The organism is Novosphingobium subterraneum (assembly GCF_000807925.1).
Classification (GTDB): domain Bacteria; phylum Pseudomonadota; class Alphaproteobacteria; order Sphingomonadales; family Sphingomonadaceae; genus Novosphingobium; species Novosphingobium subterraneum.
In genome coordinates, this window is record NZ_JRVC01000006.1 from 57,027 (window position 1) to 76,784 (window position 19,758).

The 19,758-nt window shown below is 66.1% G+C and carries 18 protein-coding genes; 4 read left to right on the forward strand and 14 right to left on the reverse strand.

Annotated elements, in window-relative coordinates:
• Positions 1-42 precede the first annotated feature (42 nt).
• Together NJ75_RS07440 and NJ75_RS07445 are read right to left on the reverse strand one after the other, a co-directional pair.
• Positions 43-1,272, reverse strand: a complete 1,230-nt coding sequence (locus tag NJ75_RS07440; protein WP_039333037.1) for an ABC transporter permease — start codon at positions 1,270-1,272, stop codon at positions 43-45.
• Complete coding sequence (locus NJ75_RS07445; protein ID WP_039333039.1) at positions 1,269-2,258, reverse strand: ABC transporter ATP-binding protein; 990 nt, start codon at positions 2,256-2,258, stop codon at positions 1,269-1,271. The genes NJ75_RS07440 and NJ75_RS07445 overlap by 4 nt, the downstream gene beginning before the upstream one ends.
• A gap of 124 nt (positions 2,259-2,382) precedes the next feature.
• Between NJ75_RS07445 and queG the strand changes: the two genes are divergently transcribed.
• Positions 2,383-3,414: a tRNA epoxyqueuosine(34) reductase QueG gene (gene queG, locus NJ75_RS07450; protein WP_039333324.1), complete on the forward strand. Its 1,032-nt coding sequence runs from the start codon at positions 2,383-2,385 to the stop codon at positions 3,412-3,414.
• Here the strand turns inward: queG and NJ75_RS07455 are convergent.
• The 11 genes from NJ75_RS07455 to NJ75_RS24290 form a co-directional block, all read right to left on the reverse strand.
• On the reverse strand, positions 3,411-4,637 hold the full coding sequence (locus tag NJ75_RS07455; protein WP_039333041.1) for an NAD(P)/FAD-dependent oxidoreductase: 1,227 nt from the start codon (positions 4,635-4,637) through the stop codon (positions 3,411-3,413). The genes queG and NJ75_RS07455 overlap by 4 nt on opposite strands.
• Before the next feature lie 100 nt (positions 4,638-4,737).
• Complete coding sequence (locus NJ75_RS07460) at positions 4,738-5,346, reverse strand: molybdenum ABC transporter ATP-binding protein (RefSeq protein ID WP_039333043.1); 609 nt, start codon at positions 5,344-5,346, stop codon at positions 4,738-4,740.
• A complete protein-coding gene (gene modB, locus NJ75_RS07465) occupies positions 5,336-6,022 on the reverse strand; it encodes a molybdate ABC transporter permease subunit (protein WP_039333045.1) in 687 nt (228 codons plus the stop codon). The genes NJ75_RS07460 and modB overlap by 11 nt, the downstream gene beginning before the upstream one ends.
• Positions 6,019-6,792 (reverse strand): molybdate ABC transporter substrate-binding protein, encoded by a 774-nt coding sequence (gene modA / locus NJ75_RS07470; RefSeq protein ID WP_039333047.1) that lies wholly within the window; start codon positions 6,790-6,792, stop codon positions 6,019-6,021. Before modA ends, modB begins: the two co-directional genes overlap by 4 nt.
• A 73-nt stretch (positions 6,793-6,865) precedes the next feature.
• Positions 6,866-11,563 carry an NAD-glutamate dehydrogenase gene (locus NJ75_RS07475; protein WP_039333049.1) on the reverse strand — a complete coding sequence of 1,566 codons (4,698 nt, stop codon included), beginning with the start codon at positions 11,561-11,563 and terminating at the stop codon, positions 6,866-6,868.
• 196 nt (positions 11,564-11,759) lie between these two features.
• Positions 11,760-12,752 (reverse strand): LLM class flavin-dependent oxidoreductase, encoded by a 993-nt coding sequence (locus NJ75_RS07480; RefSeq protein WP_039333051.1) that lies wholly within the window; start codon positions 12,750-12,752, stop codon positions 11,760-11,762.
• Positions 12,749-13,675, reverse strand: coding sequence for a tetratricopeptide repeat protein (locus NJ75_RS07485; RefSeq protein WP_156135733.1), 927 nt, complete (start codon positions 13,673-13,675; stop codon positions 12,749-12,751). The genes NJ75_RS07480 and NJ75_RS07485 overlap by 4 nt, the downstream gene beginning before the upstream one ends.
• Positions 13,676-13,697: 22 nt before the next feature.
• Positions 13,698-14,444 carry an alpha/beta fold hydrolase gene (locus NJ75_RS07490; protein ID WP_039333053.1) on the reverse strand — a complete coding sequence of 249 codons (747 nt, stop codon included), beginning with the start codon at positions 14,442-14,444 and terminating at the stop codon, positions 13,698-13,700.
• Between the two features lie 83 nt (positions 14,445-14,527).
• Positions 14,528-14,722, reverse strand: a complete 195-nt coding sequence (locus NJ75_RS07495) for a helix-turn-helix transcriptional regulator (RefSeq protein ID WP_039333055.1) — start codon at positions 14,720-14,722, stop codon at positions 14,528-14,530.
• A complete protein-coding gene (locus tag NJ75_RS07500) occupies positions 14,719-15,135 on the reverse strand; it encodes a hypothetical protein (RefSeq protein WP_039333057.1) in 417 nt (138 codons plus the stop codon). The genes NJ75_RS07495 and NJ75_RS07500 overlap by 4 nt, the downstream gene beginning before the upstream one ends.
• A 3-nt stretch (positions 15,136-15,138) precedes the next feature.
• Positions 15,139-15,309 (reverse strand): hypothetical protein, encoded by a 171-nt coding sequence (locus NJ75_RS24290; RefSeq protein WP_156135734.1) that lies wholly within the window; start codon positions 15,307-15,309, stop codon positions 15,139-15,141.
• Positions 15,310-15,657: 348 nt separating this feature from the next.
• Here NJ75_RS24290 and thrS point away from each other — a divergent pair, with 348 nt between their 5' ends.
• Genes thrS through NJ75_RS07515 form a run of 3 tightly spaced genes read left to right on the forward strand, consistent with a single transcriptional unit; the run spans position 15,658 to position 19,392 of the window.
• Complete coding sequence (thrS, locus tag NJ75_RS07505; RefSeq protein ID WP_039333058.1) at positions 15,658-17,652, forward strand: threonine--tRNA ligase; 1,995 nt, start codon at positions 15,658-15,660, stop codon at positions 17,650-17,652.
• Between the two features lie 41 nt (positions 17,653-17,693).
• Positions 17,694-18,398: a sulfite exporter TauE/SafE family protein gene (locus tag NJ75_RS07510; protein WP_082013312.1), complete on the forward strand. Its 705-nt coding sequence runs from the start codon at positions 17,694-17,696 to the stop codon at positions 18,396-18,398.
• A 52-nt stretch (positions 18,399-18,450) separates the two neighbouring features.
• The gene (locus tag NJ75_RS07515) at positions 18,451-19,392 is read left to right on the forward strand and encodes a hypothetical protein (protein WP_052242179.1); all 942 of its coding nucleotides are present in this window, start codon (positions 18,451-18,453) and stop codon (positions 19,390-19,392) included.
• Here NJ75_RS07515 and NJ75_RS07520 read toward each other — a convergent pair.
• Positions 19,389-19,757 carry a HesB/IscA family protein gene (locus NJ75_RS07520; RefSeq protein ID WP_039333062.1) on the reverse strand — a complete coding sequence of 123 codons (369 nt, stop codon included), beginning with the start codon at positions 19,755-19,757 and terminating at the stop codon, positions 19,389-19,391. The genes NJ75_RS07515 and NJ75_RS07520 overlap by 4 nt on opposite strands.
• Position 19,758 lies beyond the last annotated feature (1 nt).

Sequence of the window (19,758 nt, forward strand, 5' to 3'; positions counted from 1 at the left end):
GGTCCTCGTCACTTTGGTAGCTTGCCACAACCTACACGGGTGTCAATAAGCTTTGCGCCTGAACCGTGCGAACACGCCGCGCCTGGCCTTGCCGCGCGCCGGGCCTGACTTCATCACCGTCCGGCGGAACAGCTGTGCCCCGGCCCGCACGATCACGACAACCCAGAACGCCTGCCACAGCAGCGCAAGGACGTGCGGCCACACCTCGGGCTGTTGCGCGGCGCGCGCCAGCATGGCGTAGGGCGAACTGACCGGGAAGATTATCGAAAGCCATTCCACCCACGTGCCCGGCATCGTCAGCGCATAGCTCGAGAAGAAGAACACCATCAGCTGGAACATCGAGACGGGCATCGAAAGCGTCTGCACCTCCCGCACCGTGGCTGCCATGCCGCCGATCGACAGGAACAGCGATCCCATCAGCAGATAGGCCATCGCGAAGTAGAGGAAGCCGAGAACCAGGAACAGCGGCCAGCCGACTGCCGGGGCGGACAGGCTGGGCAGGCTTTCAGAACCGGCCAGCACGATCGCGCCGATGGCCGTACCCCAAACGGCAATGCCGACAAGGCTGACGGCAAGCATGGCAAAGAGCTTGCCCATGAACAGGGCGTCCATCGGGATGGCCGCAGCCAGCACCTCGATGATCTTGTTGCCCTTTTCCTCGACAAGGTTGGACAAGACCATGCCCGCCAGCAGCATGGTCAGCAGGAACAGCAGAACCTGAGCGCCCTGTGCCGTGTAGATCTGGCCGGTGCGGACCTTCGCAATCGACGTGTTGACCTCCTCGACCTGCACGTCCGGATAGGCCGTTGGCGCCTCGGCGCGGGCGCGCGCGGCAAGGTTGGAAACAAGGCCGACCCACTGGCGTGCACGGTCGGCGGTTGCGGTCAGGGTCGGTCCATCGAGCGTCCCGCCGACCACCGCAGTCACCTCGCGGTTGCCATCGGCAAGGGCGCTCCGGGCATCGAAGGCCTTTCCTGGCGCGGCGGCGGCAAGTTCGATCATGTCGGGCAGGCCACCGGCCATTCGCCCGTCCAGTTCTTCGCGCGCGGCCATCATGCGCCTGTTGTCCTCCGCGCTCATGGCAAGGCCGATGGTCGGCCGCTCGACGTTTTGCTGGACCTTGGCGCCAATGTTTCCGGCAAGGCCACCCACGACAAGCGGGAAAGCCGGGCCGATCAGGAAGAAGATGAAGGTCTTGGAGAACACCACCGCGACGAAATCGCGCCGGGCGATGACCAGCGCGCAGCGCAGCTTTTCGGCAAATCCGCTCACCGCGCCTCTCCTTCGCTTTCCTCGAGCGCCTTGGCCGCTGCCTCGCCGGCGATGGCAACGAAGGCATCGTGCAGCCCCGCCCGCTCGATCGACAGGCTGAGAATGCCGGCATCGCCTTCGATCAGCGCGCGCAGCAGTGGCTCGACACCGGTTTCGGGCAGTGTGAAATACCAGAACGCGCCTTCGTGCCGCACGTCGACGGGGAGCGCGGCGCGCCAAGGCCCATCCTGCGCACGCGTTTCGAGCCGGACCTGCGGGCGCAGGCGGTCGCGGGCCAGGTCTACCGGTCCTGCGAAGGGCACCTTGCCGCCGGCGATGATCGCAATCCTGTCGCACAGGCGCTCGGCATGGGCGATGACGTGGGTCGAGAAAATCACCGTGGTGCCGCCGGCCGCCAGCGCGCGAATCATGCGTTCGAGCTTGCCTTGGTTGAGGGCGTCAAGCCCTGAGAAGGGCTCGTCCAGCACGACGAGATCGGGCTTGTGGACGAGCGTGCCGAGCAGCTGGACGGTCTGCGCCATGCCTTTCGACATCTGCCGGATCTGGCGATCGGCCGCATAGCCAAGACCATGTTCTTCCAGCAATTCGCGCCCGCGGCGGCGTCCCTCCTTGAGCGGCACGCCGCGCAGGGCGGCGAGGAAGCCGATTGCCTCGTATGCCTTCATCGCGGGATAGAGGCCGCGTTCCTCCGGCAGGTATCCGATGCGCCGGGCGACCTCGGTCGGGCGTTCGTGGCCCAGCACGCGGCGATAGCCCGCGTCCGGATCGATGATGCCCAGCAACATGCGCAGCGTCGTGGTCTTGCCGGCGCCGTTGGGGCCGAGAATGCCATAGATCGCGCCCTTGGGCACGGATATGTCCACGCCATCGACAGCCGTGAAACCGTCGAAGCGCTTGATAAGACCCCGCGCCTCGATGGCGAGTTCCTCTCCGGCACTGTCAACCGCGTTGCCAGCCACCGGCCATTCCCCTAGCTCGATCTTCATGGGTCATCGCCCTAGCGATAGGCGATGAACGAGCAGGGCAGCAAGTGTGGTTAACTCAAGTCCAACTCTCGAAGGCAGAGAGGCAACTCCCGGGGGCAGAGGGGCAACTCCCGGCAGCGAACGCCTGACTCTCGAGGGCAAACTGGCAGCGGAAGCCACGCGCCTGGGCTTTGCCGCCTGCGGCATCGCGCCTGCCCATGACGACCCCCTCAGAGCGGCCCGACTCGAACAGTGGCTGGGCGAGGGATGCCACGGATCGATGGAGTGGATGGAAACCCGGCTCCATCATCGCCGAGGGCCGCAATCCCTGTGGCCCGATGCGAGAAGCGTGATCGCGCTGGGGATGAGCTACGCCCCGGCGGCGGACCCCCGCGCGCTGGAGGCGCACCCGGAGCGCGGGCGCATTTCGGTCTATGCCCAGGGCGGCGATTATCATGAAGTTGTGAAGCGCAATCTCAAGGCACTGGCGCGCTGGCTGGTGGCCGAGGTGCCGGGGGCCGAGGTCAAGGTCTTTGTCGATACCGCGCCGGTGATGGAAAAGCCGCTGGCGCAGGCAGCGGGGATCGGGTGGCAGGGCAAGCATACCAACCTCGTCAGCCGGACCCATGGTTCGTGGCTGTTCCTGGGCGCGATCTATACCACGCTGGACCTGACGCCCGATGCACCGCATGCCGACCGCTGCGGATCGTGCACGGCGTGCCAGACAGCCTGTCCGACGAATGCTTTTCCCAAGCCCTATCAACTGGATGCGCGGCGGTGCATTTCCTACCTGACGATCGAGCACAAGGGGCCGGTGGCGGAGGAATTCCGCGAGGCGCTGGGCAACCGCATCTATGGCTGTGACGATTGCCTGGCGGCCTGTCCGTGGAACAGCTTTGCGAGGGCCGCGCAGGCCAACCGGGCGTTCCTCCCCCGCGCCGAACTGACCGCGCCGAAGCTCAAGGAACTGCTGGCGCTGGACGATGCCACGTTCCGGCAGGTGTTCAGCGGCAGTCCGATCAAGCGGATCGGGCGGGACCGGATGGTGCGCAATTGCCTTTATGCGGCGGGCAACAGCGGCGAGCGGGCATTGCTCCCTGCGGTGACAGCCCTTGCCGACGATCCCGACCCGGCGGTGGCAGATGCCGCCCGCTGGGCCGTGGCCCGTTTGGCCTAGAGCATTTCCTTGAGCGGAACGCTGGCGTCGGCGAGCTGTTCAGGTGCGATCTGGGCGCGGGCTTCGACCAGCTTCTTGCCCTGCACGTAGTCCTTGACCATGTTCACGCAATCGAGCGCGATGACCTTGCCGTTCTTGAGGTAGACCACCGAGAACGAGCGCGTGGCCGGATCGCCGCGCAGCACGGCGTTGTCATGTCCGGTGGAGAGGCCGACCGTCTGCAGGCGCAGGTCATACTGGTTGGACCAGAACCACGGCGTCGCCTTGTAGGGCGCTTCGGTGCCGCAGATGCACTTGGCAACGGTGGTGGCCATGTCGTTGGCGTTCTGGACGGATTCGAGGCGGATCACGGCGCCGTCGGCGAAGTCGTTCGAGTGAGCCGCGCAATCGCCGATCGCATAGACATCGGGCAGCGAGGTGCGGCACAGTTCGTCGACATCGACGCCGTTTCCGCCTGAAGCGCCAGCGGCCAGCAGCGGGCCCACGCACGGGACGATGCCGATGCCGACAATGACGATATCGGCCGGGATGACCGACCCGTCCTGCATCTTCACGCCGGTCGCCTTGACGCCATCGCCTTCGATGCAATCCATCGCCGCGCCGGTGCGCAGATCGACGCCATGGGCGCGGTGTTCGGCCTGGTAGAATTCGGACAGCGCTTCACCGGCGACGCGCGCAAGCACGCGCGGCAGGGCTTCGAGCAGGGTGACCGAAACGTCGAACTTGGTCAGCACGGCGGCAGCTTCGAGGCCGATATAGCCTCCGCCGACGACCACGGCGCGCTTGGCTCCGGCGTCCAGCTCCGCCATCAGCCGGTCGGCATCTTCCTTGGTGCGGACGGCGTGGACGCCCTTGAGGTCTGCCCCCATGCAGGACAGGCGGCGCGGATCGCCGCCAGTGGCCCAGATCAGCTTGCCGTAGCCGATCTCGCTGCCATCGCCGAGCTTCACTGTGTGTGCGGCGGGATCGAGCGAGACGACTTCGGCGCCGAGCTTCATCTCGACGGCCTTGTCCTCCCAGAACTGTGCCGGGCGGATGCAGATGCGCTCGAAGGTCTTTTCGCGCGCGAGGTATTCCTTGGACAGCGGCGGACGCTCGTAGGGAATTTCCGGCTCGCGCCCGATCACCAGGATGCGGCCTTCAAAGCCGTTCTGGCGCAGCGCGATCGCGGCCTGCGCGCCGCCGTGCCCGGCACCCACGATGATGACGTCTGCCTGTTCCATTGCGAATCCTCCCGGCTGTTGCGAGGGCGTTTGGCCAAAAGCCCGCGTTCGTCAACTGACAGACGCGGAAAAGTCCGTTTCAGCCAACCGATTGCCCGGATCAGATTTCGACGATCGCCCCGGCGAGCCGTTCGACTTCTGCGCGATCATGGCTGACGTAGAGGATGGGCAAACCCACTTCGTCGCGCAGGCGCTCGATGGTGCGCATGATCTCTTCGCGGCGGGCGCGGTCAAGCGAGGCCAACGGTTCGTCCATCAGCAGGAAGCGCGGGTTGGACAGCAGTGCCCGGCCGATGGCAACCCGCTGGGCTTCTCCGCCCGACAGGCTTCGTGGCCAGCGATCGAGCAGATGGGCAAGCCCGAGGAAGTCGATGACATCGGCTTGTGACATCGGTCCATCGCCACGCGCGCCATAGGCAAGATTGGCACGGACCCGCATGTGCGGGAACAGGCGCGCGTCCTGGAAGACATAGCCCGAGTGGCGCTGCTGGACGGGTATGTCGATTCCGGCGGCGCTGTCGAACAGGACTTGGCCGCCGACTACGATCCGGCCGTGATCGGGCCGCAGCAGACCGGAAACCATGTTGAGCACCGAGCTCTTGCCCGCGCCCGAAGGACCGAACAGTGCGGTCAATCCATTGGGGGCAAGGAAATTGCAGGCAACCATCGCCTTGCCCAGCCGACGCGATACCTTCACCTCAAAGGACATGGGAGCTTCTCCCCATGCGCCGGGCAAGCATCTCGGACACGACCAGCGCGATCAGCGACAGCGCCACGGACGTGGCCGCCAGCCGGGTCACCGCATCTTCACCGCCGGGTACTTGCAGTGCGCTGTAGATGGCCAGCGGCAAGGTCTGCGTTTCGCCGGGAATGTTGCTGACGAAGGTGATCGTTGCGCCGAATTCCCCGAGCGAGCGGGCAAAGCCGAGCACGGTTCCGGCAATCACGCCGGGCAGCGCGAGCGGAACAGTGATCGTGCGGAACACGCGCCAGCGCGAGGCGCCCAGTGTCATCGCCGCGGCTTCTAGGCGCTGGTCGACGGCTTCGATCGACAGGCGCATGGCGCGGACCATCAAAGGCAGCGCCATGACGGCAGCGGCAAGCGCGGCCCCGGTCCAGCGGAACATGAAGGTGAGGCCGAGCGCCTGCTCCACCCACGCGCCGATCGGGCCTTGCGGTCCGAAGGCGAGCAGGAGCAGCCAGCCGGTGACGACCGGGGGCAGGACCAGCGGCAGGTGGATCAGCGCATCGAGCATGACCTTGCCGGGAAATCGCCCTCGCGCCAGAGCCCATGCCAGAGCGAAAGCGACAGGCAGGCAGGCTGCGACCGCGACGGCGCCGACCCTGAGCGAAAGCCGGACGATCTCCAACTCTTCGGGAGTCATCGGCGCTGGCCGAACCCGCGCCGGAGAAAGATGGCGCGACCTTCGCGCGAGATCAGGAAGCGACGGAAGGCTTCGGCATCGCCATGGCGCGAGGTTGCAAGCAGGGCGACAGGGTAGGTGATCGGCTGGTGACTTGTTGCGGGGAAAGTCCCCACCACTCGCACGCGGCGCGAGGCCATGGCATCGGTCGCGTAGACGATACCGAGGGGGGCGGCGCCACGTTCAACCAGCGCGAGGGCTGCGCGGACGTTCTCGGCGGCGGCGACCTTGCCCGCGACGCCGGTCCAGACGCCCAGCCTGCTGAGCGCTTCGCGTCCGTAACGTCCGGCGGGGACGGCGGCCGGATCGGCCATGGCGAGGCGGCGGGTCCCAAGCGCCTTGGCCAGCGGAAAGTTGCGGGTGATCTGCAGGTTCAGGCGGCTTGGCAGCGGGGCAACGAGGACGAGGCGGTTCTCGGTCAGGCGGGCGCGGGTGCCGGACTTGAGCAGGGACTTGCCCTGAAGGTAGTTCATCCACTCCTCATCGGCAGAGGCGAAGAGATCGGCGCGGGCGCCCGCTTCGGCCTGACGCGCCAATGCCGATGAAGCGGCGAACGACAGGACGGGGCGCGGGTGACCCTTCCTGGCCCAGGCGGCGGCTGCATCGGTCATCGCTTCCTGCAGGCTGGCGGCTGCGAGGACCAGCGGCCCCTTCTCCTGCGCAAGCGCCGGAGTGGCACCCGCAAGCGCGATCAGCAGGGCAAAGAGGGCGCGCAGCAGAATCGGCGGCATCACGGTTCCGGAACAAGCTATGTTCGGCTGTATATACCATGATGCCGCTGCGGCAATGTCTTGCTTGGACAGCTTACCGGCCGAGCAATGTCCTTGCCTGGCTGGCCACTTGCGCCAGCATGGCCGGTGACACCACCGGAGCGGCCTGAGCGCGGGCGACGAGGCTGCGGAACTGCCGCACCGCCGCGGCATTGGCCGTAAGCCAGTCGCTGACGAAGGCATCGGGTGAACCGCCCTTCGAGCGCGCGAGGAAATCGAGGCGCATCTGCTGGAAATCGCGGGCGAGGCCGGCGACAAGCAGACGCTCCCACGGGTCTGACGGGTTCATCCGCCGCGCCGCCTGCTGTGCCCAGTCGATGCCGAGCGCCGCGCCGAGATCGGCGAAGGCACCGGTCAGGGCTGCGGCATCGACATTGAGTTCGCCTGCAAGGTGGGCGAGGCCGATGGCGCCGTCCATGTCGTAGAGGTGGACAAGGCGCGCGGCGATTTCGGCGGGCACGCCGCTGGTGGCAAGGTCGTCCGCCATGCGGCGAGCTTGCGCCTGCGCGGCACCGCGCAGCAGTTCTGCGGTGGTATGCGAAAGCAGCGCGACGCCGCCGAACAGGTCCTCGATCAGGTCGTCGGGCGATTGCGTGCCGCGGCCCGCACGCAGGACATCGGCAACATGGCCGCGCAGGCCTTGCGCCACGCGGTCGAACAGGTCGAGCCGGAGGGTTTCGGGCATCTGCGCCGAATCGAGCAGGCCCCAGGTCTTGCGCAAGTCGAGCAGGCGCTCTGCCGCGACGAAGGCCGCAGCGACCTGCGCGAGCGAGACGCCTTCCTCTTCGCACAGTTCGAACGGGATGACCGGCCCCATGCGGTTGATGATGCGGTTGGCGAGCTTGGTGGCGATGATTTCGCGACGCAGGCGGTGGTGGACGATCTCGCTTTCGAAGGGTTCCTGCATCTGCGGCGGGAAGGCTGCGACGAGTTCCTCTTCCAGCACCGGGTCATCGACCACCTTGCTCTCTTCCAGTTCGCGCTGGAGGACGAGCTTGCTGCTGGAGAGCAGGACGGCGAGTTCGGGGCGAGTGAGGCCCTGCCCGGACGCGGCGCGACGGGCGAGGTCTTCGGCGCCGGCGAGGCCCTCGGTCTTGCGATCGAGATCACCGCCTTCCTCAAGCACGTCGATCAGGCGCGACCATGCCGGCATGGCAGTAGCGCCACCGCGTTCGGCGATGGAGAGGGCCAGCGCCTGCAGGCGGTTGTCCTCGAGCACGAGGTGCGCAACCTCGTCGGTCATCGCCGCCAGCAGCTCGACGCGGGCGTTCTCGGTCAACTTGCCGGATCGCTTGGCCGCGGCGAGCGCGATCTTGATGTTGACCTCGTTGTCGGAGCAATCGACGCCGGCGGAATTGTCGATGAAGTCGGTGTTGATGCGCCCGCCATGCAGCGAGAATTCGATGCGCGCGGCCTGCGTGGTGCCGAGATTGGCGCCCTCGCCGATGACCTTGGCACGGACTTCGTTGGCAGATACGCGGACGGAATCGTTGGAAGGATCGCCGACGTCGACGTTGTTCTGCGTGCTCGCCTTCACGTAGGTACCGATGCCGCCGAACCACAGGAGGTCCACGGGGCTCTGCAGGATCAGGGAGATCAGCGAATCCGGATCGATCTCGGGCAATTCGACCCCGAGCAGGGCCTGGACTTCGGCTGAAAGCGGGATTGATTTCATCGAGCGCGGGAAGACACCGCCGCCTGCCGAGATCAGGCTCTTGTCGTAGTCGTCCCAGCTGGAGCGGGGCAGCGCGAACATGCGGTTGCGCTCTTCCCAGCTACGCGCCGGATCGGGATCGGGATCGAGGAAGATGTGGCGGTGGTCGAACGCGGCCACGACCTTGAGCGCCTTTGACAGCAGCATGCCGTTGCCGAACACGTCGCCCGACATGTCGCCGCAGCCAGCGACGCGGATCGGCTCGCTCTGCACATCGACGCCCAGTTCGAGGAAATGGCGGCGGACCGAGAGCCACGCACCGCGCGCGGTGATGCCCATGGCCTTGTGATCGTAGCCCTTCGAGCCGCCGCTGGCGAAGGCATCGTCGAGCCAGAAGTCCTTCGATTCGGCGATGGCGTTGGCAACGTCGGAGAAGGAGGCAGTGCCCTTGTCGGCGGCGACAACGAAGTAGGGGTCCTCGCCATCCCGGATCACGACGTGGGCGGGATGGACGACCTTGCCCTCGATGATGTTGTCGGTGATCGACAGCAGGGTGCGGATGAACACCTGATAGGAGGCCTTGCCTTCGGCGAGCCAGCCTTCGCGGTCCTTCGCAGGATCAGGGAGCTGCTTGGGATAGAAGCCGCCCTTGGCACCGGTGGGCACGATGACGGCATTCTTCACCCGCTGCGCCTTCATCAGGCCGAGGATCTCGGTGCGGAAGTCGTCCCGGCGGTCGGACCAGCGCAGGCCCCCGCGGGCGACCGGGCCGGCGCGCAGGTGGATGCCTTCGACGCGCGGTGAATAGACGAAGATCTCCCGCCACGGCAGCGGCTTGGGCAGGCCGGGGACAAGTGCGGAATCGATCTTGAAGGCCATTGCCTCTGCCGCAGCAGGCGCGAACGCATTGGTGCGCAGGATGGCGCCGACCAGCGCGCGGAAGCTTCGCAGGAGGCGGTCGTCGTTGATGGCCGCGACGCCGGCGAGGCCGGTCTTGATGCGCTCCTCGGCTTGGGCAAAGGCCTGATCGCGCTGGCCGGTGAAGGCAGGGTCGTGGCGGGCGACGAAGGCGGCGACGAGGCCACGGGTGACGGCGGGGGCGTTCTTGAGCGCTTCGACCACGGTGGGGATGCCGAAGGTCATGCCGGCCTGGCGCAAGTAACGGTAGAAGGCGCGGAGCCAGTTCGCCTCGACCGCGGTGAGGCCGGTGGCAACGATCAGGCGGTTGAATGCGTCATCCTCCGCCGCGCCATTGATCACGGCCGCGAGCGAGCTTTCGATCGAGGCCGCGCGCGAGAGCAGGTCTTCGATCGAGCTGTCGGCCGGGTGAGCGACGAGGAAATCGTGGATATAGCCAAGGCGGCCGCCGTCGAGCGGGGTGGGCACTTCCTCGAGCACGCGAAAACCGAAGTTTTCGAGCACCGGCACGGCATCGGAGAGGACGATTGCGCCTTCGCGCTGATAGAGCTTGAGGCGCAGCACCGCCTCGCCCGGGTTGCGATGCAGGCGAACGGCACGGCGCGGGGCCTTGCTGCCCGCCAGCGTGCGCAGGACGCGGATATCGCGTGCTGCCTCGGCAGCGCCCGAAGCGTTGCGGTAGGACAGGGGGAAGGCATCGGCATAGCGTGCGGCGATCGCGGCAGCGCGCGAAGGTTCTTCGCTGGCGGCCAGCTCGGCTTCGACAGCGCCCGCCCAGCCACGCACCATGCCTTGCAATTGCAGATCGAGGGCCGCCTCATCGACCTGCCCATCCTGATCGCGCACATCGAGCACGAAGCGCAGCATCGCCAAGGTGCTGCCCTCTACCTGCAGCGACCAGTCGATCACCTGCGCACCGGCGGCCGCTTCGAGCATGTCGCGGATGGCGAGACGAACCTCGGTCGACAGCACGTCGCGCGGGAGCCAGACGAAAGCGAAAAGGTGCCGTGCGAGCGGAGCTTCGACCAGAGCAAGGCGCGGACGCGGGCGATCGACCAGGCTCATCATCGCGGTCGAGACGCGCTCGAGATCGGCATCGTCGAAGCTGACGAGAAGATCGTGCGGCAGCGCAGTGAGCGCATGGACCAGCGCCTTGCCGGCGTGGCCGTTGGCGGCAAAGCCGAACTTGTCCATCAGCTCGGCAAGCTGCGTGCGCAGGCGGGGGACGCGATCTGGCGCTGCGGCAAGCGCGGCGCTGGTCCAGACCCCGGCATGGACAGACAGGGCCACGACCTTGCCACCTTCAATGCGCGGAACCATGAACAGATCAAGCGGCACGCGGCGGTGAACGTTGGCGATACGGTTCGCCTTGACGATCAGGGGCGCGCGGCCCTTTCCGCTTTCGAACCAGCGAAAGGCGCGGTCAAAGGAACTTGCGGCAAGCAGGCTGCGGTCGCTGGCGCGGCAGATGCCGAGCGCCTTCTCTTCGCTGCCATCGCGATTGCGCGTGACGCTGCCGAGCTGGGTGAGCATCCCATCGGCGAGCCAGCGCAGAAGTGCGGCGCCTTCGGGATCGGCAAGACCAGCCGCATCCTCACGCATGGCCGCTTGCATCAGCGGCCAGTCGGTAACCGCAGCGCGCACGTCTCGCAGCGTTTCCTCGAGCGCGGCGACAAGGCCGCGGCGTTGTCGGGCATCGGCGCGTTCGGTTTCGAGATAGACGATGGATTCGCGGCGTTCGCCCGAAGCGTCGCCCGCCGGAAATTCGGTGAGGTTGCCTTCGCCGTCGCGGCGCACCGCAACGACCGGATGGACGAGACGGTCGATCGCCAGGCCCTGCGCCGTAATGGCCGAGGTGATCGAATCGACCAGAAACGGCATGTCGTCGTTGATCACGGCGAGGCGCAGATGCCGACCGTCGCTATCCGAGCCGCTGACGCTTTCGATGGCGATGGCAGGATCACTGCCCTGGCGCTGTGCAGCAGCGCCGGCGGCAAAACGGGCCGCTTCGGCGAGGCGCGCAGCATCGAAATCCATCGCTTCGTCGGGCAGCAGCGCGCCGGCAAACCGCTCGGCCAAGGCCAATGAAAGCTGATCGGAGGGGGGCTGCGAAGAGGAAGCGGCAGGGGCTTGCGGACGGCTTGCGGACGTTGACGCCATGGCGTGTTCCCGACTCTCCTTGCGAGAGGATATTTCTCTCTCGTGTAATTATTGAATACGCGAGCGTATCATTATTCCAAAGGGTAATCCAGCCGTGGCGAGACCTCAAGTCCGGTTCATCGACATGGGCGGCTTAACCCGCTGTTGTGAACCCTTTGCGCACCTTTTCGTGCCGCAGGATTGCGCGCTGGTTACGTCAAGCGACGGCTAGTTCGCGGGCGGCTTCGGCGGTAAGGCGCAAGGATCGCAAGCGCGCCTGCTGGTCGTAGATCGAGGCTGCGACGATGATCTCGTCGGCCCCGGTGCGGTCGGCAAATGCCGCCAGCCCGGCGCGCACCGTTGCCACCGAGCCGCACGCGCTGACCTGACGGACGTGTTCCAGCATGGCCAGTGCGGAAGGTGGCAGCGTGTCGCGGTAACCGGGCACGGGCGGCTTGAGCTTGCCCGGCGTGCCGGTGCGCAGCGCCACGAAGGCCTGATCCATCGAGGAGGCGAGAAGCTGGCCTTCTTCGTCACTTTCGGCGGCAACGACATTGATGGCGGCAGCGCAGTAGGGTGCATCGAGCGCGGCCGACGGCTGGAAGCGTTCGCGATAGATCTTCAGCGCCGCGTCGAGGTGATCGGGGGCAAAGTGAGAGGCGAAGGCATATGGCAGGCCGAGCATCGCGGCGAGTTGCGCGCCGAACAGGCTGGATCCGAGAATCCACAGCTGCGGCCTTGCACCCTTGGCCGGATAGGCCTGCAGCGGCACGCGCGGATCGCCTGCGAACTGAAGCTGGAGTTCGACCACGTCCTGCGGAAAGTCCTCGGCGGCGCGGTTGGTGTCCTTGTGCAGGGCGCGCATGATGCGCTGGTCAGCGCCAGAGGCGCGGCCAAGGCCGAGATCGATCCGGCCCGGAAACAGGGCATCGAGCGTGCCGAACTGTTCGGCGATCACCAGCGGATTGTGGTTCGGCAGCATGATCCCGCCCGAACCGATGCGGATCGTTGAAGTTGCCTGCCCGATGTGCGCGAGGGCGACAGCCGTGGCGGCACCAGCCAGACCTTCCATGCCGTGATGTTCGGCAACCCAATAGCGCTGGTAGCCGCATTCCTCCGCCACGCGCGCGGCGGCGGCGGAGTTGTCGAGCGCGGCCCGCGCTGTCCCGCCCTCGACCACACTGACCAGATCGAGGACGGAGAGTTTCATGACGCCGGCTTTCCTGCGGTTTCGGGTGAAACCGATTTAGGTGCAGGGCCCAGCTGTTCAAGGTAGGATCGGGCAGTCTTGCCCGCTTCGCCGTCCTTGTCCGCCGAAACAACCGATTCCCACGACTTGCGCGCGGCGTCGTCCCGGCCGGACAGCACGGCAATGACGCCAGCTTCCAGGCCGACCTGCGGATCGCGCGGGCCATATTTCGCTGCCACTTCGATATCGCGCTGCGCCCGGTCGAGTTCGCCGTTGCGGCGGGCAAGAGTGGCAGACAGCAGCCAGCCCTCAGGGTCCTCCGGCGCGAGGCGATGCGCTTCATCGAGTGCGCCGCCAGCCTCGGCGAGGCGGCCCAGCGCCACGAGCGCGCGCGAACGATCGCTCTGCATCGCGCCGAGCGCGGCGTTGTCGGCGAAACCCTTGATTGCCAGAGCGCGGTCGAACCAGCCGAGCGCCTGTTCGGCCTTGCCGCCGGCCAGAGCCGCGTTGCCGGCCATCGCCATCAGCGGCACGGCGGCGACTTCCTGCTCCTTGGGCACGCCAGACACGGCCTGTGCGAAAGCTTCGAGCGCGCCATCAAAGTCGCCGGCATTGGAGCGCAGCATGCCAAGGCACTGGTTGGCGCGGACCTGCTGGCCAGAGTCGCGGCTTTCGCCCAGCCATGTCTGCACCTCGACCATCGCCGCATCGGGATCGGTCGCCGCTTTTTGCAGGCAGTAGGCGAGGCGGTCCTGTTCGGGCAGGTCGGGCCGCTCTAGACCCGCTTCCTTTTCAGTCTGCCGCTGCTTTTCGGGATCGCGGCGGCGCGGGATCGGTAAATCGGACGGACGCATCGGCATGGTGGCGGGACCAATCTGCATCAGGGAGGCCTGTTGCTCGATCCGGTGCTCCACGGCGAATAGCGGTGCGGGAAGATCGATCATGGCAGGCTTTTCCTTCGGCACGTCAGGCGGCTTGTCCGGCAGCGAGCCCGGCGAGTTCGCGCAGGAGCAGCGCGATATCGGCGGGGCGCGACAGCCGGTGATCGCCGTCCTTGATCAGGTGCACCTGCACATCGGCTGAACGCAGGGCGCGGGCAAGGTTGATAGAGATTTCCCACGGCACGTCAGCATCTGCCTGGCCATGGATCAGGCGGACCGGTCCTTCAAAGGCAATGCCGCTGGCCAGGCGCTTGTGACGTTCGGCATCTGAAAAGAACCCCGCGTGAGTCGGGGTAGGCTCGGGGCCATAGGGGTTGTCTTCATAGATCGTACGCCCGGCGGCGAGCTCGATCCGCTGTGACTGCGACAGGCCCCATTCGGTGAAGTCGGGCGCAGGCGCAATGCCGACAAGCGCCCTGGTCCTGTCGCCCAAGGCTTCGGCGAGGAGGAGCATCAGCCATCCGCCCATGCTGGAGCCCACGAGTTGCACGCTGTCGATGCCGAGGTGATCGATCAGGGCGACGATCTCGTCACGCCATTTCGAAAGGCGACCATCGGCGAAATCGCCGTCGCTCATCCCGCAGCCGGTATAGTCGAGCAGCAGGCAGCCATGGCCCCGCTGTCGCGCCCATTCGAGGACGGCCTGCGCCTTGCCGCCGGCCATGTCGGACATGTAGCCGGGGAGGAACACGATGGTCGGAGAAGTGCCGGCGAGGTGGCGGTAAGCCATCTGCTGGCCGGAAGGCAGGGTAAAGCGCGCTATTTCAGTCATGTCCCGGACATGGCCCGCAAGCGGCGGCGCGGCAAGCTCGGTTCAGCGGAAAAATCAGGGTGACGTGCGGCGGGGGATACCGTTCAATCTTCGCGCTGGAAGATATCTTCGATCGGAAGGGCGAAGACATCGGCAATGCGGAAGGCGAGCGGGAGCGAGGGGTCGTACTTGCCTGTCTCGATCGCGTTCACCGACTGGCGGCTGACCTCGAGCTTTTCGGCAAGGTCGGCCTGGCTCCAGTTCCGCTCGGCGCGCAGGACCTTGAGGCGGTTCTTCATTCGCCACCTCCGTGCCGCTCCAGCAGCGCGTTGATGCAGCCGCCAAGGCCCAACCCGCCGAACCACAGCACCGTGGCGTAGAAGGCCGGGACGTGAGGGAGCAGGCCGAAGCTTTCGACGAAGCCCCATGCCGTCGCCACGCTCAACGTGAAGCCGGTGGCGATGAGGATCTGCCGGGTCATCAGGTAGCGCTGGTATTCATCGCGCAGCGAGGTCAGCAGGCGGCCGATCGCCACGAATACGCCGATCACTGGAAGCGCGGGAAGCAGCGCAGCAGCATAGGCGCTGAGGCCGGTGGGGGCGCTGTTCTTAAAGAACAGGTTCACGCCGACCAGCGTGGCGACGTAGCCGCCCATCAGCAACATAACGGCGCGCGTGTAGCGGCGGTGTTCGGGCGTCATCCGGGCGACCATGGTTCAAGCCTCCTGCTGGCGGCGCAGGCAGCGCGTGCCCGAAAGCGCAGCGCTGAGCGGCACGAACAGCACGGCAGTGGTGGTGGAGCCCTTCGGCAGAACTTCGAAGATATCGAGCAGGGCAATCACGACCATCACGAGGGCGGTCACGGCGGGAAGAGCGAAGCGAATCATGGGTCAAGCCTCCTTGATCATATGACAAGGTTACTTGACCTGTTGCGCGGAGATGTCAAGCATCATTGTCATCATGGCAATGGTACTTGACCTGATAGACCTGATGACTCGGTACTTTTTCCGCGCTAGAAGCCCGGCGACATGGCACGCCTGACGACCAGCACTACAACTACTACCCCCGCGGGCCGGGGGCGGTCGCTGCTGGCCTAGCGCCCGCTGCGATGCCGCCGCCCGGTTCGGGTGGCTTTGCGCATCGCCTCCCGAACCGACCGATTTGCCTGATGCGCGCCCTTCCGGTGGCGGCGCACCTGTGCCAAAGCGCTGCCAACAGATTGCAGAGAGACCCGCATGTCCGAGTTGCTGAAGATCACCCTGCCCGACGGTTCCGTGCGCGAGGTTGCGCCGGGCAGCACTCCGGCCGACATAGCCGCCGCGATTGGCCCCGGCCTCGCCAAGGCGGCGCTGGCGGCGAAGGTCGATGGCGAGCTGGTGGACCTTTCGCGTCCCTTCACGGCTGACGCGCAGCTGGCGCTGGTGACGGCCAAGGACGAGGCGGACGCGCTCGACCTTGCGCGGCATGACTATGCCCACGTGCTCGCCGAAGCGGTGCAGGCGCTGTTTCCGGGTACGCAGATCACCTTCGGGCCGAGCACCGACGACGGCTTCTATTACGACTTCGCCCCGAAGGACCGCCCGTTCACGGATGAAGACCTGCCTGCCATCGAGGCGGAGATGCGCAAGATCATCGCTGCCAACAAGCCGCTGCGCCGCGAGGTGTGGAGCCGCGAACAGCTGATCAGCCGCTGGAAGCAGCAGGGCGAGAGCTTCAAGGCCGAGTGGGCCGCCGAACTGCCCGAGGGCGAGGAACTGACGGTCTACTGGTCGGGCGACGACTGGCTCGACATGTGCCGGGGCCCGCACCTGCCCTCGACCGGCAAGCTCGATCCGGCGGCGTTCAAGCTGACGCGCGTTTCGGGTGCCTACTGGCGCGGCGACCAGAAGAACGCGATGCTTTCCCGCGTCTATGGCACCGGCTGGCTCAACAAGAAGCAGCTCGATGCGCACCTCATGCGGCTGGAAGAAGCGGCGAAGCGCGACCATCGCAAGCTCGGCAACGAGATGGACCTGTTCCATCTCCAGCAGGAAGCCCATGGCAGCGTGTTCTGGCACCCCAAGGGCTACCTGATCTGGCGCGAGCTGGAAGCCTACATGCGCCGCGCCATCGACGGCGCCGGCTATCGCGAGGTCAAGACGCCGCAGGTCATGGATGCGCGCCAGTGGGAGCAGTCCGGCCACTGGGGCAAGTACCGCGAGAACATGTTCGTCATCCCCGACGAAGTGCCGAACGTCGAGGACGAAGGCCCGATCGTTTCGGACGATGCCGACTGGATGGCACTGAAGCCGATGAACTGCCCGGCGCATGTGCTGATCTTCCGGCAGGGGATCAAGTCCTACCGCGAACTGCCCTTGCGCCTGTATGAAAACGGCTGCTGCCACCGCAACGAACCGCACGGCGCGCTGCACGGGCTGATGCGCGTGCGCCAGTTCACGCAGGACGATGCGCACATCTTCTGCCGCGAGGACCAGATCGTTTCGGAAGTGCAGGCGTTCTGCGAACTGGCCGACCGCATCTACAAGCACTTCGGCTTCACCTACTCGATCAAGCTCGCGCTGCGCCCGGAAAAGCGCTTTGGCACCGAGGAAATGTGGGACAAGGCCGAGGCAGAGCTGCGCGCCGCCGTGGTCCGCGCAGGGCTTGCCACCGAAGAGTATGGCTGGGAGGAACTGCCGGGCGAAGGCGCGTTCTATGCGCCCAAGCTGGAATGGCACCTGACCGACGCGATCGGCCGCACCTGGCAGGTCGGCACGATCCAGTCCGACCGCGTCCTGCCCGAGCGGCTTGATGCAACCTACATCGGCGAGGATGGCGAGAAGCACCGACCGGTGATGTTGCACCGCGCGATCTTCGGATCGTACGAGCGCTTCATCGGCATTCTGATCGAACACTTTGCCGGACGCCTTCCCGCGTGGCTGGCACCAGTGCAGGCCGTTGTCGCGACGATCGTTTCGGATGCTGACGACTATGCCAAGGATGCGCTGGCCAAGCTGAAGGCGGCGGGCATCCGGGCCGACACGGACCTGCGCAACGAGAAGATCAACTACAAAGTCCGTGAACACTCGCTGCAGAAGGTCCCCTTCCTGCTGGTCGTGGGCAAGCGCGAGGCCGAGGAAGGCACCGTGGCGATCCGCACCTTGGGCGAACAGCACCAGAAGGTGGTATCGCTGGATGAGGCGATTGCGCTGCTCAAGAGCGAAGCGACGCCGCCGGATCTGCGGAGCTGATCACGCTCGACCTGCCGATCCTTTCGCTCGGGCTTTGCGCACTGGCGGCGTTCGTCGCTGCCTTCGTGCGCGGGCTGGCGGGGTTTGGCATGGCGATCCTGCTGGTGCCGCTGATCGGACTGGTCATCCCGCCGGGCGAAGCGGTGGTCGTTTCCAACATGCTTGGGCTGCTGATCGGGCTGGTCGGCGCGCGCAAGGTGTGGGCCGCCGGGGAGAAAAGCGCCGGGGCGATTGGCGGTCTTGCCATGTTGCTGACGCCAGCCGGCCTGCTCGCCCTGTTCGCAACGCCGCCGGAAGTGGCGCGCGTGCTCATTGCCGTGGTGGCGATCGGTGCGTTCGTGATGGTGCTTCTTCCTGCCCGGCCCGGTCATGCGCCGGGCAAGGTAGAGACGGGCCTTACCGGAGCGGCAGCGGGCCTGCTCACCGGATTTGCCGGCATGCCCGGGCCTCCGGTCGTCCCCTATTACCTGCGTCGTCCCATCCCGCGCGAAGTGGCCCGCGCCTCGATGCTGACGGTGTTCCTGCTGACGTCGATCGCCAGCACTGCTGCGGCGCTGGCGCTGAAGCTGGCCTCATGGCGCGATGTGCTCTTCGCCTTGCTGCTGTTCGTGCCGGTGCTGGTCGGCAACCACCTGGGGTCTCTTGCCTTCGGCAAGGTCAGCGATGCGGCATGGCGCGGCTTCGTCGGCTTCCTGCTTGCCATGTCCGGCCTGATGGCCGTGGCCAGGCTGATAACCCCAAGTTAAGCGCTTTCCCTTATGCCCTCCTGCGATTGAACGCTTGAGGGACCGAAGACGCATGACCCTGCACTTCCGCGCTTTGGCCGAGCAGGCCGCCAAGGACAGCGCAATCTCCGTAGAGGAAATCCTCGAATTGCGGCGCGCGGCATGGCCCGATGGCAGGATCGATCCCGAAGAAGCCGAAGCGATCTTCCTGCTTAACGACCAGATCGCCGAGCCCACGCGCGAATGGTCCGACTTCTTCGTCGAGGCTCTGGTCGAATTCGTGGTCAACGGAACCGAGCCCAAAGGCTATATCTCGGACGAGAATGCGCGCTGGCTGATCGAGCGCGTCTCGCACGATGGCAAAGTGGAAAGCCTGACCGAGCTGGAACTGCTGGTCAGGGTGCTGGAGAAGGCACTGTCCGCACCCGATGACTTGCGCTTGTTCGTGCTGGATCAGATCGAACGCGAAGTTCTGACAGGGGAAGGCCCGACGCGCTGTGCCGGCACGCTTGCTCCAGGCAGCATCACCGAAGCCGAATGCAGCCTGATCCGTCGCACGATCTTTGCCTCCGGCGGGGATCGCCCTGCCGGGGTAAGCCAGCGCGAGGCGGAAATGCTGTTCCGCCTGAAGGATGCCACGTTGGGCGCGGACAACGCTTCTGCGTGGGAGCGACTGTTCGTGCAGGGCGTGGGCAATTACCTGCAGGGCTGGAACGGCACCAAGGGCATGACGCGCGAGCGGGCGGGCGAGTTGGAAGCGTTCATGGACGACCGCTCGACCCATCTGGGCCGGTTCTTTGGTCGCATGGCAAGGGTCGATACTGGCAGCTTCGTGCGGGCCGTTCGCGAAGTCGGCTTCGGGCGCAGGCAACCGGGCCGCGATGTTGCGGGCGAAGCTGCGCGAGAACATGCCGTGACCGATGCCGAGAACCTGTGGCTGCAGGCGCGCATCGACGCTGACGAGCAGGTCGATCCGCTGGAAAAGGCGCTGCTGGCGTTCCTTGCCGAAGGTTAGACGGTAAAGCTTTCACCGCAGCCGCAACTGCCTTTGGCGTTGGGGTTCTGGAACACGAATCCGGCGGTGAAATCGTCTTCCTGCCAGTCCATCGTGCTGCCGATCAGGTAGAGCACCGAGGCACTGTCGATGAAGAACAGACCGCCCGGTGTTTCGATCTTCTCGTCGAGCGGGTTGGCCTCGGTCACGTAGTCGACCGAGTAGGCCAACCCTGAGCAGCCGCGACGGGGCGTCGACAACTTCACGCCGATCGCGCCTTCGGGAGCCGTGGCCATGAGATGCGCCACGCGCGCCTCGGCCGAGGGCGTGAGGATCACCGCAGCGGGGCGGGGACGGCGGGGCTTGGTCTGCGTTTCGGTCGTCATG

Bases quoted from the DNA above. Each gene is read 5' to 3' on its own strand.
- NJ75_RS07515 (WP_052242179.1), top strand. From the start codon at position 18,451: ATGACCCTGCACTTCCGCGCTTTGGCCGAGCAGGCCGCCAAGGACAGC.
- NJ75_RS07455 (WP_039333041.1), bottom strand. From the start codon at position 4,637: ATGGAACAGGCAGACGTCATCATCGTGGGTGCCGGGCACGGCGGCGCG.
- modA (WP_039333047.1), bottom strand. From the start codon at position 6,792: ATGCCGCCGATTCTGCTGCGCGCCCTCTTTGCCCTGCTGATCGCGCTT.
- NJ75_RS07460 (WP_039333043.1), bottom strand. From the start codon at position 5,346: ATGTCCTTTGAGGTGAAGGTATCGCGTCGGCTGGGCAAGGCGATGGTT.
- NJ75_RS24290 (WP_156135734.1), bottom strand. From the start codon at position 15,309: ATGATTCGCTTCGCTCTTCCCGCCGTGACCGCCCTCGTGATGGTCGTG.
- NJ75_RS07490 (WP_039333053.1), bottom strand. From the start codon at position 14,444: ATGACTGAAATAGCGCGCTTTACCCTGCCTTCCGGCCAGCAGATGGCT.
- NJ75_RS07485 (WP_156135733.1), bottom strand. From the start codon at position 13,675: ATGATCGATCTTCCCGCACCGCTATTCGCCGTGGAGCACCGGATCGAG.
- thrS (WP_039333058.1), top strand. From the start codon at position 15,658: ATGTCCGAGTTGCTGAAGATCACCCTGCCCGACGGTTCCGTGCGCGAG.
- NJ75_RS07480 (WP_039333051.1), bottom strand. From the start codon at position 12,752: ATGAAACTCTCCGTCCTCGATCTGGTCAGTGTGGTCGAGGGCGGGACA.
- modB (WP_039333045.1), bottom strand. From the start codon at position 6,022: ATGACTCCCGAAGAGTTGGAGATCGTCCGGCTTTCGCTCAGGGTCGGC.
- NJ75_RS07500 (WP_039333057.1), bottom strand. From the start codon at position 15,135: ATGGTCGCCCGGATGACGCCCGAACACCGCCGCTACACGCGCGCCGTT.
- NJ75_RS07445 (WP_039333039.1), bottom strand. From the start codon at position 2,258: ATGAAGATCGAGCTAGGGGAATGGCCGGTGGCTGGCAACGCGGTTGAC.
- NJ75_RS07495 (WP_039333055.1), bottom strand. From the start codon at position 14,722: ATGAAGAACCGCCTCAAGGTCCTGCGCGCCGAGCGGAACTGGAGCCAG.
- NJ75_RS07475 (WP_039333049.1), bottom strand. From the start codon at position 11,563: ATGGCGTCAACGTCCGCAAGCCGTCCGCAAGCCCCTGCCGCTTCCTCT.
- NJ75_RS07520 (WP_039333062.1), bottom strand. From the start codon at position 19,757: ATGACGACCGAAACGCAGACCAAGCCCCGCCGTCCCCGCCCCGCTGCG.